This window comes from Dorea longicatena (assembly GCF_024168045.1).
Taxonomy (GTDB): Bacteria; Bacillota; Clostridia; order Lachnospirales; family Lachnospiraceae; genus Dorea_A.
Genome location: NZ_CP100126.1, coordinates 54,175 through 70,076 on the forward strand (window position 1 = coordinate 54,175; position 15,902 = coordinate 70,076).

The window sequence follows — 15,902 nt, forward strand, 5'->3', positions numbered from 1 at the left end:
TGTATAATGAGGAATAATCGAGAAACCATATAACAGATACGGGAGGGTCTATGAAGGAACCAACGTTAGGAAATCCGCAGAATACCATCGAGGTTCTGCAGAAATATAATTTTTCATTTCAGAAAAAATTCGGTCAGAATTTCCTGATCGATACACATGTATTAGATAAGATCATACAGTCGGCGAATATCACGGAGGATGATATGGTACTGGAGATCGGACCAGGAATCGGTACGATGACGCAATATCTGGCACAGGCGGCAGGAAAGGTGATCGCAGTTGAGATCGATAAGAATCTGATCCCGATCCTGGAGGATACATTAAGCGGATATGACAATGTACGTGTCATCAATGAAGATGTATTGAAGTTGGATCTTAAGAAGATTGCAGACGAAGAGAACAACGGAAAGCCGGTCAAAGTGGTGGCGAACCTGCCATATTATATTACGACGCCGATCATCATGGGACTTTTTGAAAATGAGGTTCCGGTAGAGAGTATCACTGTCATGGTGCAGAAAGAAGTTGCGGATCGTATGCAGACCGGACCGGGTAATAAGGACTATGGCGCACTGTCATTAGCAGTACAGTATTATGCCGACCCGTATATTGTGGCAAATGTTCCGCCGAACTGTTTCATGCCGAGACCGAAGGTGGGATCAGCGGTTATACGTCTGACCTGTCATCAGGAGAAACCGGTACAGGTGCAGGATGAGAAGCTGATGTTCAACATTATCCGTGCATCTTTCAACCAGAGAAGGAAGACACTGGCGAACGGTCTGAAGAATGCGGCGACATTAGATTTTACAAAAGAAGAAGTGGAAGCAGCGATTGATGCACTTGGAAAGGGTGCAAGTGTGAGAGGTGAGACACTGACACTGGAAGAATTTGCAAGATTGAGTGATTTATTATCTCCATATAAGAAAGGATGATGACGATGGACAGAAAAGAAGGGCAGACACTATTTGAGGTAACACCGGAAATCAGCCATTTTGCAGAACTTTGCGAGAAGAACAATGCGATAGACAAAGAGCTGTATACGAAGTACGAAGTCAAACGGGGACTCCGTGACCTGAACGGAAAAGGTGTCCTTGCGGGACTTACGAACATTTCCGATGTATGTGCGAAGAAGATCGTGAACGGAGAGGAAGTGCCATGTGCAGGAAATCTTTACTATCGCGGCTATAATATCAAAGATCTGGTGCAGGGTTTTCTGAAAGATAAGCACTATGGATTTGAGGAAATCGCCTATCTGCTGTTATTCGGTGAACTTCCGGATAAGACGCAGCTGCAGACATTTCATGAGACACTGGTGGAAAGACGGACATTGCCGCCGACATTTGTCCGTGATGTGATCATGAAAGCGCCAAGCCGTGACATGATGAACAGCCTGTCGAGATCAATCTTAAGCCTGTACACGTATGATCCTCATGCAGACGATACGTCGATTCCAAATGTACTGCGTCAGTGCCTGAATCTGATCAGTCAGTTCCCGATGCTGATGATCTATGGCTATCATGCATATAATTACCGTATGGGAGAAGATCTCTTCATCTATGCACCGTCACCGGAATTATCAACAGCAGAGAATATACTGATGATGCTGCGTGAGAATAAGGAATATACGAAATTAGAGGCAAAGATCCTGGATATGGCACTTGTCCTTCATATGGATCACGGCGGCGGTAACAATTCTACATTTACAACGCATGTGGTAACATCATCCGGAACGGATACTTATTCGACGATCGTGGCTGCTATGGCATCCTTAAAAGGACCAAAGCACGGGGGAGCAAATGTCAAAGTAACCCAGATGTTTGACGATATGATGGAAAAAGTCAGTGACTGGGAAGATGATGATGAGGTACGCCGGTATCTGACCGATTTGTTGGATAAGAAGGCATTTGACCGGAAAGGACTGATCTACGGAATGGGGCATGCAATCTATTCCGTATCTGACCCGAGAGCCGATATTTTTAAGAAGTTCGTTAAGCAGCTTGCAAGAGAAAAGGGCTGTGAGAAGGAATATGCACTGTATGAAAAGGTAGAGCATATGGCACCGGAGGTCATCGCAGAAAAGCGTAAGATATACAAAGGTGTAAATGCGAATGTCGATTTCTACAGCGGACTTGTATATAGTATGCTGGATCTTCCACCGTCACTTTATACACCGATCTTTGCGGCAGCGCGTATCGTCGGATGGAGTGCACACCGTCTGGAAGAGCTTAAGAATGTAGATAAGATCATTCGTCCGGCGTACAAACCGCTGGCCGAATACAAAGAGTATGTCAGAATGGATGATAGATGATGAAGCATGAATTTTATTATACATCCAGAGATTCTGTGACAAAGATCCATGCGATCGAATGGCTTCCGGATAGAGAGATAAAAGGTGTCTTACAGATATGTCATGGAATGGTGGAGTATATTGATCGTTATGATGAATTTGCCGAATTTATGTCGGAGTACGGATATTATGTAGTCGGACATGATCATCTGGGACATGGGAAATCCATACAGACAGAAGCTGATCTGGGATATTTTGATGAACGGAAAGGTAATCAGTATGTGATCGGAGATATTTATCAGCTGCAGGAGATGACACGGAAAAAATATCCGGATGTGCCGTATTTTATGCTGGGGCACAGTATGGGGTCATTCCTGTTGAGACAGTATCTGACGATGTATGCGGGGGGCCTTGCGGGAGTTATCATTATGGGAACCGGTCATCAGGGAATGCTGACGCTTTGTGCGGGAAGGATGATCTGCAGGGTCATTGCAGCGTTCAAAGGATGGAAATACAGAAGCGCATTTGTGGATAGTCTGAGTTTTGGAGGTTTCAATAAGAAATTTGAACCTGGTGAGACATCGAAGGAATGGATCACATCCGATAAGAAAAAACGAGATGAATATGTGCGGGATCCGCTGTGTTCCTATACATTTACACTGGGAGCCTATTATCAGATGTTTACCGGTATGAAGGTTCTGGTACGGAAGGGAAGTATGAAACGGATTCCGAAGACGCTTCCGGTGCTCTTTACGGCAGGATCCGATGACCCGGTAGGGGCATTCGGAAAGAATGTGACCAGAGTCTATGAGAAATATAAAGATGCCGGGATCAAAGATGTGTCGATCCATCTGTATGAAGGCGACCGGCATGAGATCTTGAATGAGGTGGACCGGCAGAATGTGTATCGGGATATCCTTACGTGGATCGGAGAAAGAAATAAAACAAAAGCGGAGTCGTAAAGACATCCGCAGAAATTACCGGTAAAGTGGACCGCCAGAAGTAATCTTCTGGCGGCCTTTACTTTATGAGGGGGGCGATAGTTGTTATCCAACTATCTGAAAGTATTATAATCAAGAAATGTGAAAAAAGTATGTTCATTTTATAAAAAACGCAACAAAAAACTCTCCTTTCCGGAGAGCTTTTTGTTGTTGTTATAATTACTAAAGGAATGAGAGTAAAGTGTACACCGGAGAGTGATTCCGGTGTTTTACTTTATGAGGGGGGTGATAGTTGTTGCTTATCAACTATCTGATATATAGTATAGGCAAAAAATATGTCTAAAGTATGTTAAAAACATAAAAGAATTCGAAAAAATCTTAACTAAAAATGAAGAAGACAAAAACAGATTCTAAAGAGCGGAAAGTAAAGGACAGCATTCAGAGTATTTGCGTAAATGAGCAGTTACGATATCAAAGAATTCACCGGAGGTTGGTTTCAGAGTTAAAGGGCGTAATGCAATTTTTTCGAGAAGCGGTCTGTTTCCGTGCTCCCAACAGACCTTGATGACAGTGCGGATATCACGTTCAACACTATAACTTGTCGTATTATAGTGACGTGCGATGTCTGGATAAAGATACTTACTGACGAAAAGGAGGTAGTTTTCATCAGACAGACAAAGACGTATACCATAAATGAGATATTCATAGCCACGGTAAGTTGCACCAATACCAAGAGAGCGAATAAGATATTCTATTTCTGGTTCATGCATAATATGTCATCTTCTTTCTAAAAATTTTGTTTGGAAGAATCCGACAAGATGAAAATCCCACGGAGTATGAAAAAATAAAAAAGATTCTTAAATCACCAGGGATTATTATATAGAAAAAATATCTTTACGAAAATATGGTTTATTGTTTTTAGACATAATATTAGCAGTTTCTATTTTAGACGACAGAACGGATAAAGAGCATATTTTCATAATATCTTAAGAATTTACAAGACCAGGACTTAAAAATTAGTTGATATTCTTGTATAGTATAAGGGAGGTGATGAGAAATGTACAACGTACTTGTATGTGATGATGATAGAGAGATTGTAGAAGCAATAGAGATATACCTGTCGCAGGAAGGATATAAAGTGTTAAAAGCCTATGACGGTGAGGAAGCGTTAAAAGTGCTGGACAGGGAGAAGGTGGATCTTCTGATCATTGATGTGATGATGCCGAAGCTGGATGGGATCCGGGCAACGTTAAAGATCCGCGAGAAGAAGAATATGCCGATCATAATCCTGTCGGCAAAATCTGAGGATGCCGATAAGATCCTGGGACTGAATGTAGGAGCGGATGATTATATGACGAAGCCATTCAATCCGCTGGAGCTGACAGCGCGGGTAAAGTCCCAGCTTCGCAGATATACACAGCTTGGAAGCACGATCGATAAAAGTAATCAGGCTGTTTATGCGGTCGGTGGATTATCTATCGATGATGAACAGAAGGAGGTTACGGTTGACGGGGAACCGGTCAGACTGACACCGATCGAATATAATATTTTATTATTACTGGTGAAAAATCAGGGAAAAGTATTTTCTATCGATCAGATATATGAAAGTATCTGGAATGAGGATGCTATCGGAGTGGATAATACAGTGGCAGTACATATCCGCCATATCAGAGAGAAGATCGAGATCAATCCGAAGGAGCCGAGATACCTGAAGGTAGTCTGGGGTGTCGGGTATAAGATAGAGAAGCTTTAGGAAGGAGCATATATGAAGAAATGGTACCGAATGCCAAGAGTAAAATTCTTTTTGCTGGCAGTGGCACATATACTTGCAGCTGCAGGGGTGTTATGCATCCTGTGGGCTACGCGTTATCCGGTGCTGATACAGGAGCTGTGTTCTGCTGATGCTGCGAAGACGTATGAGGAAAGCAATGCATTTGCCAATGCTGTGGCCAATGCCAATTATCACATCCTGGACGAGATCCAATATCAGACCTTATATGATACAGATGGAAAATATGACCCGGATAAGATCGTAGATGTGGCAAAATATGAAGATACAGGCGGGATAACGGGTAAAGACGAGACCGGACTGTCCTTCCGGCTGGGGGACATGTATTCCTGGGGCAAATTAATCGCAGAAACGATGACAGATGATGGTTCCGTCTCAGATACCCGGGACGAACAGGACGATATCATTGTGTGTCAGCGGTCAGATGGAAACTACCACTATTTCCGTTATAAAGAATTTAAACAGATGATCGACAGAGGGGATCTGTCATTTGTCATTACAGGAAACAGTTCTGCAGATGATATTCTGGATGAGCTGAAACAGGGGGAATATCAGGAAAGCAGCAGCGGGAAATCCAGATTCAGGGGACTTCAGGATATCGATGGAAAGATTGCTTACATCAATTGCTGGAATTATGACGGGACAAAGATTCCCGGAGACTATAAGACGGTAAACGGAGAAACGGTACTTCAGCTTGTGAATAATTCCAAGACATGGAACGGCAGGCTGAGTGATGCCTACAGAATGATAAATGATGCGGCCGAGATCATCTATTCGGATGTTGACAATTATGTGCTAAACCAGAAGCAGTATCAGGAAGGAAATTCGAATATCACATACCTGTATGTGAACCGGGATAACGGAACGGTCATTACGAATAAAAAGAAATATCAGGACTATGATCATTACGAGGAGAGCCTGGAACAACTAAAAAAATCAGGGAAATATGTGATCGTAAGACCGAAGCTTGCAAACTATGAAAGTAATATTGAAAAAGCCGGCAAAGGAGATTCAATGGCACAGGAATGGCAGAAGACAGTAGCCGGTTATGTAAATGCGTCAGATTATGTATATGCATCGGTTGTGGATACAGCGTATCCTGTGAAAGATGATTTTTACGAGCAGAAACAGATCTTTACACAATATGCGGCCGGGGCAAAAGCGGCCGGTATAGGGGCAGTTCTGGCAGTCGCAGCCTATCTGGCGATTCTGGTGTTATTGACGATCGGAGCCGGAAGAAGTGCGGAAGATGAAGAAGTGCATCTGGTGAAGTTTGATCACATAAAGACAGAACCGGCAGCGGTTGGTGTAATATTGCTCTGGGCAGTAGTTATGCTGGTAGTAACAAAAGCCGGGATATTTACATGGCAAAGCGTAAATGGAGAGACTATCTATACAGAAAATAAACAGATATATCTGCAAGGAATGGTGGTGGGATGTCTGGGTGCGCTGTATAGCTGTGCGATGTTCCTTCTGGGGTATCTGAGCCTGGTGAGAAGAATCAAGGCGAAGACTGTATGGAAGAACAGTGTATTCAGATGGCTGTTACTCTTTTTGAAAGATATGCTTCAAAACATCCGGTATCTGTGGAAAATGATGATCGGATTAGCAGCATTTTTATTGTTCCACTGGCTGACCTATATATTTGCTGCAGATGGGAGTACTACCTGGGCGTGGGCATTCATCTTGCTGGTAACAGATGCCGCAGCATTCGTCTGGATGGTTCAAAAGGCAAAAGGAACCGGAAAGATCATGATAGGGATCGAGAAGATTGCCGGTGGCGAAGTGGAGTATCAGATTCCGGTAAATGGATTACTGGCAGAACAGAAAGAGATTGCAGAGAAAGTAAATTCTATTGGAGAAGGACTGGAAACAGCACTTGCAAAGAGTATGAAAAGCGAACGGCTGAAGACAGACCTCATTACGAATGTCTCGCATGATATCAAGACGCCGCTTACATCTATCATTAATTATGTAGAATTGTTAAAGCAGGAGGACTTTAAGGATCCGAAGATCCGGCGTTACATTGAAGTTCTGGAACAGAAATCACAGCGCCTGAAGACATTGACAGAAGACGTCGTAGAGGCTTCCAAGGTAAGTTCAGGGAATATTACGTTGGAATTCATGAACCTGAACCTGGTGGAAATGATCCAGCAGACGAGTGGAGAATTCGAGGAAAAATTCAAGGCAGGAGATCTGGAAGAGGTCATGAACCTTCCGAATGAGGAGATTGTGATCCGCGCAGATGGAAGACGGCTTTGGAGAGTGCTGTCTAATATATATAACAATGCGGCAAAATATGCGATGCAGGGAACAAGAGTTTATGCTGATCTCGAGAAGAAAGATGGCATGGCATGCTTCAGCCTGAAGAATATATCGGCACGGCCGCTGAACATCCCGGCTTCCGAGCTGACGGAACGATTCATCCGCGGGGATGTATCAAGAAGCACAGAAGGCAGTGGTCTGGGATTGTCGATTGCACAGTCGCTGACGGAAATGCAGGGCGGAACATTTGAATTATATCTGGATGGAGATTTGTTTAAAGTGACAATAAAATTCCCGGTTTCATAGTTGGGGACGGAGGATTGCATGCAATCCTCCGTCCTTAACTGCATTTTCTCGGTTCTGTCCGGTAAAATTGCTATCCATGATACTTGCGCTCTTGTCTAAAAAACAGTAAAATATAATATTATGAATGAATTAAGTAAATTATTACAGGAAAATTTAAATATAGAATTTATATCAGCAACGCTGAGTAATCCGAAGAAGAAAGATGATGTGCAGAAGGTAAAGATAAGACCTGTACTGAAAAAAGAGGTACTTTACTTCCAGTTTGAATCGTTCCGGAACAATCAGGCATTTCACGAGAATGTGGAGGAGAAAAAAGCTTGTGAAATACTTCTCGAATATATGGGAAATATGCGCCAGATGCAGATGGAGACACAGAGAGCGGATTATACGGTTCTTGTAAGTAAAAAAGGAAAAGTGACCATAAAAAGTAAGATAAAAAAGGGCGGGAAAAAGAAGATTGATATGAGCCATGACCGTAAGAAAAAGTATGTGTTGGAAGAGGGAGTCCCGGTACCGTTTCTTCAGGATCTTGGAGTTATGACGCAGGATGGAAAGATTGTGCGTGCAAAATCCGATAAGTTCCGCCAGATCAACCGTTTTCTGGAGTTTATCGAAGATATCCTTCCGGAGCTGGATAAGGGAAGAGAACTTACAATTCTGGATTTTGGCTGTGGAAAGTCTTATCTTACATTTGCCATGTATTATTACCTGCATGAATTGAAAGAATATGACATAAGAATCATAGGACTGGATCTGAAGAAAGAGGTGATCTGTCACTGTAATGAACTGAGTGAGAAATACGGCTATGAAAAGCTGAGATTTCTGGAAGGGGATATTGCAGATTATACCGGAGTCAACAAAGTAGATATGGTAGTAACTCTACATGCCTGTGATACGGCAACGGATTATGCACTGGCGAAAGCGGTCGGCTGGGATGCAAAAGTGATCCTGTCTGTACCATGCTGCCAGCATGAATTGAACCGACAGATCCGGAATGAGGTATTAGAACCGGTATTAAGATATGGACTGTTGAAGGAACGTATGGCGGCGCTGATCACGGACGGACTCCGGGCACAGTATCTGGAGCGCGAGGGGGATGAAGCACAGATACTGGAATTCATCGATATGGAACACACACCGAAGAATATCCTGATCCGGGCAGTAAAAAGGAATCAGAAAGCAGATCAGAAAGAATCTGTAAGGCGGCAGCAAATCGAAGCATCTATTCGGAAATGTGAAGCAGAACTCAGGGTGTCACCGACACTGGGGCGCCTGTTAGATAACCAGGGAAAAACGGAATAAAGAGGGAGTATAAATGACATTAACTTTAAAGAAACGTTTGATAAATGTGGGCGTTTTGTCTGCAGTATTTATCGTGGCTGTCATTATATTCAGCTACGTGACGAATAAGGGGAATGACAACATGACGGCTGATATGGGAGCCGCAACATTTCCACAGATCTCATTTTCATATGGAGATTATAAGATCAATACACTTACAGGCTATGCAAAGAGGATGGATGTGTCTTCTATGCATAATACCATCACTCCGGTAGCCGATCAGAGTCTGGATGTAAATATAGAAGCATATGGCAATAAATTTACAGGAGCCAGCTATAAAGTCTACACACTGGACGGGACAAGTGAACTGGAATCTAAGAAAATCAAAAAGGCAGGAAAGAACTTCAGTCTGGATCTGAGTGGAGATAAGGTACTGGATGAAGAAAGAATTCTGGAGGTTCGGCTGAACAGAAATGGTGCGGATCCGGTATATTTCTACACCAGAATTGTCAGTGATGAAGATGCCAATGTTGCACAGTGTCTGAATTATATCAGTGATTATCATGAAAATGCACTTGCAAAGGCAGAGAATGCAGGCGTAGGAGCAGCGCTTGAGCCGACGGATGATGCGGATAATACGACGCTTCAGCATGTAACGATCAATTCGAATTACGAACAGGTTACATGGGGCAGTCTGAAACCACAGGTAGAACAGGAAGAACGCTGGAGTATCAAAGAACTGAACAGTACCTGCATGTCGGTATTGTTACAATACAGGGTAAGCTGTAAAGGAGAGGAAAATGAATCCGACCGGTATGCGGTCAAAGAATTCTTCCGTGTCAGATACATCGCAGATGCACAAAAGACATACCTCTTAGATTATGACAGAACGATGGATCAGATATTTGATGCGACGAAGAAGGTTCTGAATGAGAAGGGAATTATCCTCGGAATTGCACCAACGAATCTGTCTTATAAGGTGAATAAAGACGGGACGATCGTATCATTTGTCGAGGCAAATGAACTTTGGAATTATAATAAAGATTCGGATGAGGTGTCACTTGTATTCGGATTTGCAGATGCGGAAAATACAGATGTGAGAAATCTGGTTCCGGATCACAAGATCAAGATTTTGAAAGTAGACGCAAAGGGCAACACGACCTTCCTTGTGTCGGGATATATGAATCGTGGTGAGCATGAAGGTGAAGTCGGAGTGGCCGTATATTATTACGATATAGAGAAAAATTCCGTGGAAGAGAAAGTCTTTATCTCTACCAATAAATCTTATGCACAGGCAGTCAGTGAACTGGGAGAAATGTCTTATTATGATGCGAAGACAGACATGCTCTACACCATGGTGGACGGTACACTATATCAGTATAGTATAGAGGATGATGAGAAAACAGTACTGGTCAAAGGTCTGGACGCACAGCAGTATGTCGTATCGGAAGATGGAAGTCTGATTGCATATCAGGCAGACGGAGAACTAGGAACTGCAACGAAAGTATCGATCCTGAATGTAGGGACAGGAAAGAAGCAGAAAATAACCTGCAGCGAAGGAGAATGCATCCGTCCACTGGGCTTCATCAGAAGTGATTTTGTATATGGAATTGCGAAGACGGAAGACATAGGAAATACCGTGTCCGGAGAAGCAACCGTCCCAATGTACAAATTGGAGATCCGGAATCAAAAAGGAAAAGTGATCAAAACCTATCAGACAGATGGCATTTACATTTTAAATGCAGCATTTGATGAAGATATGATCACGCTGGAGCGTGCATCAAAGGATGGGGACACTTATACTGCAACAGCTCCGGATTATATTACGAACAATGAACAGAAGACGAAAAGCAATATTACACTGGAGACATATGCGACAGATCTGAAGCAGACACAGGTACGACTGACATACAATGATGGGATATCGGATAAGGAACCAAAAGTACTGAAACCAAAACAGATCCTGTTCGAGACACCGCAGACGATCACATTTTCAGACAAAGACGCACCGGAGAAATATTATGTCTATGGACATGGTGAGATCCAGGGCGTGTATACAAAGGCAGGGGATGCGATCAAGAAAGCAAATGATTACAACGGAGTGGTAGTCGATTCCTCACAGGACTATGTATGGGAGCGTGGTAACCGTAACCTGCAGTATTCGATCACAGAGAAAGATGACGTATTAAATACAATCAAGGACCGTCTTAAAAACCAGGAGAAGCCAATTGATATTTTGAAGGATATAAATGATGGTGCTGCCTATGACCTGACCGGATGTACGACAGAAGAGATCCTGTACATTATCAATCAGGGCAGACCGGTCATTGCAATGCTGGATTCGCAGAATGCGGTTATTCTGGTGGGATATAGTGATACGAATGTTGTGTATGAAGACTTGAATGACAGTACAAGACACAGCGTGAAGTATGAAGAGATGGATCAGATGACATCCGGAAGCGGAAATGCGTATATTGGATAGTTGTGTATAGAAAATAAAAAAGAGCGGACATATAACTGTTATGAAATGAGTTATATGTCCGCTCTTTTTAATACCATTCAGATATAGATTAAGCTGTGCGGAAAAGTGTTCCTTTATATTTCTTCAATGCTCCGTACACGATCAGACCAAGAACAGTGCAGGAGATCACCTCACCAATTCCAACCGTCAGCATCATAAACGGAATCGGAAGTGTCACACCATAACCGTAACGCAGTACGAACGGAACGATGATGATATTCGAAATAATCGGTGGAAGTGTTGCGACAACCGGCTTCTGCTCACGCAGTTTCCATGTGAAAAATGCACCGATCAGAGTTGCAATACTGCCGAATACAATATCCGGAAGGATCGCACCGCCCAGAATATTACCGATCAGACATCCGACAAAGAGTCCCGGAATAGCGGCTGGTGTAAATATTGGTAAAATAGTAAGTGCTTCGGAGATACGAACCTGTACTTCTCCGAAAGAAAATGGTGCAAAGATGTAAGTCAGCACCACATAGATTGCAGCGATCATGGCTGCCTGGGTCATGAAACTAAGATTTTTGTTTTTCATTTTTCAATTCTCCTTTAGTTTTGTTTTACGTGTGGAAGGTCACGAACACACGCGCCGTAGCGGATAGGAAAGAAATCCGGTGGATGTCTTTTCTATCATCTTCTTTACGCCGGGAATCGGCGCAACCCTTGTAAGACCTTGGTTTTTCGGGTTTTGTAACGGGTGATAGTATAGCATGAAAAGACAAGAAAAGCAAGAACATACCCACTTTCTATTAAATTTACATATTGTATTGTTAAATTGCATATGCTATAATGCCAGTAGGCAAAAGATAATGCTATTCCATAGTGAACAGCAACGAAAAACCCTCGGAGTGCCATCCGAGGGTTTTTCTATTCCTGATTTTGGTGTGGAAAGGCTTAACTCCACAGGTTAGTTACCGGCTATTTGTCGCCATCTAACCATTTGATGATGTAGTGGCAAACTACACCAGCCGCAACAGCGACAATAAAAGATAATGCCAAATCCATAATGAACACCTCCTTCCTGTTGCCAGTATGGAGGCGGTAACATTGTCAGTATACCATACGGTGTTTTGAATTTATATATACGTTGAAATAAATTGGGGTTTAATTTATTAACTGGGGAAGCGGCCTCTCAGTCCTTGAAGGAAACAATAGATAAGGCTTCTTGTTCAGGTTCCATACCATAAGAAACACTAAGAGAGTCAGAATCACCTAAAAGCAAAGGAACTACGCTCAAACTCGGCGTTCGCCTCAAACACGTTCGCTTCGTTCCTTTAACGGTGCTTCTGACTCTCTAATTGTTTCTAACGGCATTCCACATTCACAATAATCCTTATCTATTGTTTCCTTCAAGTCGTGACTGGCAGCAAATGTTAATAAATGAAATGCCCGGAAGTGTAACCCGGTGGAGGCCACAACCGTTACGCAATTGCCATTAATTCGTAAGGCATTTGATACACACGGAATAAAGCTTGAAAAGGCGTTCCAGTGAATGTGAAAGAGGCGTTGGTAATTCTTAAGGGGTAAAATTCTGCGTTAGGTTTTCAAAATTTGACTGTTTGAGGCGTATGCCGAGTTTCAAATTTTGAAAGCCTGCTTTTAGCAGAATTTTACCCCTTTAGAATTGACCCGCCGATGGAACCTGAGCAGGAACGCCTTTCCAAGCTTTATTCCGGTTCGGGTATCCACAGCCTTCCTGAATTAAATCCCAATTTAATACAAATAAAGATACTTCGGAATCCCGTTCTCATACACCGTATTCATTTCCCCCTGAATCAACGGCGTCAGATAATCCACCATCTTTTCCGTCACATCATTTCCCGCATCATTAATATAATCCGCAGGCACACTCTTGATCGCATTGGCAATATCGCATACTGGAAGTGCCTTGAATTCTGTAGCATAAGGCTTATCAGAAGTACGGATCACAGCAGCCATCATACCGGTTGCCCCCCCGAGCGCATACTGGCAGGCGGTCTTTCCGAGCATTCTGGATTCCTGAATGTCGGTAGCACTTGCAAGATGTGCGGCGCAGCGCTGCATCAGGTTCAGTTCGATCGAACGTACCTTGCATCCGATCTCATTTCTGACAGCATCTTCCAGAACCTTTGCGGCACCGGCGATATAGCTGTGACCAAAGGAATCTACAGCAGAGCTCTGCACTTCTTCGGAAATGTAACGGCCGTCTTTGTTCTTCACGCCTTCGCTGACAGCGATGATCACGGCATCTTGTTCTTCCAGTTTTGCTTTTACATCTTTTAAGAATGTATCAATGCTGAATGGTACTTCGCAGAGATAGATGAAGTCAGGTCCTTTCGCACCATTTGCACGGGCAAGGCAGGAAGCGGCAGTCAGCCATCCGGCGTCACGGCCCATGACTTCTACGATAGTTACTGCTTTAGTTGCGTATACGTAGCAGTCGCGTTCCAGCTCGGCAAATGTAGTTCCGATATATTTTGCGGCAGAACCAAAACCAGGACAGTGATCCGTTCCGCAGAGATCATTGTCGATGGTCTTAGGAGCACCGACAACCGTAATATCTGTGATTCCCTTGGTGTTCAGATATTTGGAAAGCTTGTCCACTGTATCCATGGAATCATTTCCACCGATATAGATAAAGCAGTCAATATTGTATTTTCTAAGAACAGAGATAATGGTCTCATATTCATCTGCACACACAGCAGGATCTTTTAATTTCACACGGCAGGAGCCGAGTGCAGAAGCAGGGGTCTGACAAAGAAGATCCAGTTCGGATACATTTGTAATTTTAGTTTTCAGATCTATCAGGTTCTCAGTCAGCACTCCCTGGATTCCGTTGATCGATCCGTAAATCCTATCTACGGACGGGCTGGAAAGTGCGTTCTCAACTACTCCGGCAAGGGTTGCGTTGATTGCAGAAGTTGGTCCGCCGGACTGTGCAACTAGTAAGTTCTTCATATGATAATCTCCTAACTTTTTAAATTCAGTAAATATAGTATAACATAAACCAGGGGGATATGGTATAATAGAAATATATGTGAGTTTTTAAAAAAGGAGAAACATTGGTATGGAATTGACAACAATCAGAGAATTGTATAAAAACAGAGATTCATACATGGATCAGAAAGTAACAATCGGAGGATGGGTAAGAAGTATCCGTGGATCCAAAGCATTCGGATTTATCGTGGTAAATGACGGAACCTTCTTTGAGCCTTTACAGGTTGTATACCATGACAAGATGGATAACTTTGCAGAGATTTCCAAGTTAAATGTCGGGGCAGCAGTGATCGTTACAGGTACGCTGGTAGCAACACCGCAGGCAAAGCAACCATTTGAGATCCAGGCGGATACCGTAGAAGTTGAAGGAGCATCGGCACCGGATTATCCGCTTCAGAAGAAGCGCCACAGTTTTGAATATCTGAGAACGATCGCACATTTAAGACCTAGAACGAATACGTTCCAGGCAGTATTCCGTGTACGTTCTCTGACGGCATATGCGATTCACAAGTTCTTCCAGGAGAGAGGATTCGTATATGTGCATACACCACTGATCACAGGAAGTGATTGTGAGGGTGCGGGAGAGATGTTCCAGGTAACGACTATGGATCTGAATAATGTACCGAAGAATGAAGACGGAAGCGTAGATTATTCCAAAGATTTCTTCGGAAAAGAGACAAGCCTTACCGTAAGCGGACAGCTGAATGGAGAGACTTATGCACAGGCATTCCGTAACATTTACACATTCGGACCGACATTCCGTGCAGAAAACTCTAATACAACACGTCATGCGGCAGAGTTCTGGATGATCGAGCCTGAGATGGCATTTGCAGATCTGGACGACAATATGTTTGTTGCAGAAGCAATGTTAAAATATGTCATCAATTATGTACTGGAGAATGCACCGGAAGAGATGAATTTCTTCAATTCATTTGTGGATAAGGGACTTCTGGAGAGACTGCACAATGTAGTATCTTCTGATTTCGCAAGAGTGACATATACAGAGGCCGTTGAACTTCTTGAAAAACACAACGATAAATTTGAGTACAAAGTAACATGGGGAACAGATCTTCAGACAGAGCACGAAAGATATCTGACAGAAGAAGTCTTCAAACGTCCGGTGTTTGTGACGGACTATCCGAAGGAGATTAAAGCATTCTATATGAAGCTGAATGATGACGGCAAGACGGTTGCGGCAGTAGACTGTCTGGTGCCGGGAATCGGTGAGATTATCGGAGGAAGCCAGAGAGAGGATGACTACGATAAGCTGAAATCAAGAATGGACGAACTGGGACTGAAGGAAGAAGACTACAAGTTCTACATGGATCTTCGTAAATACGGTTCTACAAGACATGCAGGTTTCGGACTTGGATTTGAGAGATGCGTAATGTACCTGACAGGAATGGGTAATATCCGTGACGTGATTCCGTTCCCAAGAACTGTCAATAACTGCGAACTGTAATGGTGGATAACGACACTTGAAAAACTTATATAAAAATATATATGGGGACGGGGGATTTTTGGAAATCTCCCGTC

The 15,902-nt window shown here is 43.2% G+C and carries 11 protein-coding genes; 8 read left to right on the forward strand and 3 right to left on the reverse strand.

What is annotated here, in order from left to right; genetic code table 11:
* Window positions 1-50 precede the first annotated feature (50 nt).
* From rsmA to NKF87_RS00275, 3 genes are read left to right on the forward strand one after another with little or no spacing between them, the layout of a single operon-like run.
* The gene (rsmA, locus tag NKF87_RS00265) at window positions 51-929 is read left to right on the forward strand and encodes a 16S rRNA (adenine(1518)-N(6)/adenine(1519)-N(6))-dimethyltransferase RsmA (RefSeq protein ID WP_118224870.1); all 879 of its coding nucleotides are present in this window, start codon (window positions 51-53) and stop codon (window positions 927-929) included.
* Window positions 926-2,305 (forward strand): citrate/2-methylcitrate synthase, encoded by a 1,380-nt coding sequence (locus NKF87_RS00270; RefSeq protein WP_006427523.1) that lies wholly within the window; start codon window positions 926-928, stop codon window positions 2,303-2,305. Before rsmA ends, NKF87_RS00270 begins: the two co-directional genes overlap by 4 nt.
* Entirely contained in the window at window positions 2,302-3,246 is a 945-nt protein-coding gene (locus tag NKF87_RS00275; protein WP_253583763.1) for an alpha/beta fold hydrolase, read from the forward strand. Before NKF87_RS00270 ends, NKF87_RS00275 begins: the two co-directional genes overlap by 4 nt.
* A gap of 389 nt (window positions 3,247-3,635) precedes the next feature.
* On the opposite strand, the gene NKF87_RS00280 is transcribed toward NKF87_RS00275, so the two are convergent.
* Window positions 3,636-3,995 (reverse strand): sporulation initiation factor Spo0A C-terminal domain-containing protein, encoded by a 360-nt coding sequence (locus tag NKF87_RS00280; RefSeq protein ID WP_118224872.1) that lies wholly within the window; start codon window positions 3,993-3,995, stop codon window positions 3,636-3,638.
* Between the two features lie 287 nt (window positions 3,996-4,282).
* On the opposite strand from NKF87_RS00280, the gene NKF87_RS00285 reads away from it, so the two are divergent.
* The 4 genes from NKF87_RS00285 (at window position 4,283) to NKF87_RS00300 (ending at window position 11,348) form a co-directional block, all read left to right on the forward strand.
* On the forward strand, window positions 4,283-4,978 hold the full coding sequence (locus NKF87_RS00285; RefSeq protein ID WP_055284552.1) for a response regulator transcription factor: 696 nt from the start codon (window positions 4,283-4,285) through the stop codon (window positions 4,976-4,978).
* A 12-nt stretch (window positions 4,979-4,990) separates the two neighbouring features.
* Window positions 4,991-7,585, forward strand: coding sequence for a sensor histidine kinase (locus tag NKF87_RS00290; RefSeq protein WP_253583765.1), 2,595 nt, complete (start codon window positions 4,991-4,993; stop codon window positions 7,583-7,585).
* Window positions 7,586-7,705: 120 nt separating this feature from the next.
* Window positions 7,706-8,887 (forward strand): class I SAM-dependent methyltransferase, encoded by a 1,182-nt coding sequence (locus NKF87_RS00295; RefSeq protein ID WP_253583767.1) that lies wholly within the window; start codon window positions 7,706-7,708, stop codon window positions 8,885-8,887.
* A 13-nt stretch (window positions 8,888-8,900) separates the two neighbouring features.
* Window positions 8,901-11,348 (forward strand): hypothetical protein, encoded by a 2,448-nt coding sequence (locus tag NKF87_RS00300; RefSeq protein ID WP_253583769.1) that lies wholly within the window; start codon window positions 8,901-8,903, stop codon window positions 11,346-11,348.
* Window positions 11,349-11,436: 88 nt separating this feature from the next.
* Here the strand turns inward: NKF87_RS00300 and NKF87_RS00305 are convergent, their stop codons facing one another.
* Together NKF87_RS00305 and NKF87_RS00310 are read right to left on the reverse strand one after the other, a co-directional pair.
* Window positions 11,437-11,925: a QueT transporter family protein gene (locus tag NKF87_RS00305; RefSeq protein ID WP_055284543.1), complete on the reverse strand. Its 489-nt coding sequence runs from the start codon at window positions 11,923-11,925 to the stop codon at window positions 11,437-11,439.
* Window positions 11,926-13,103: 1,178 nt separating this feature from the next.
* The gene (locus tag NKF87_RS00310; RefSeq protein WP_253583771.1) at window positions 13,104-14,327 is read right to left on the reverse strand and encodes a 6-phosphofructokinase; all 1,224 of its coding nucleotides are present in this window, start codon (window positions 14,325-14,327) and stop codon (window positions 13,104-13,106) included.
* A gap of 109 nt (window positions 14,328-14,436) precedes the next feature.
* On the opposite strand from NKF87_RS00310, the gene asnS reads away from it, so the two are divergent.
* Window positions 14,437-15,828, forward strand: a complete 1,392-nt coding sequence (asnS, locus tag NKF87_RS00315; protein ID WP_117598270.1) for an asparagine--tRNA ligase — start codon at window positions 14,437-14,439, stop codon at window positions 15,826-15,828.
* Window positions 15,829-15,902: the final 74 nt, after the last annotated feature.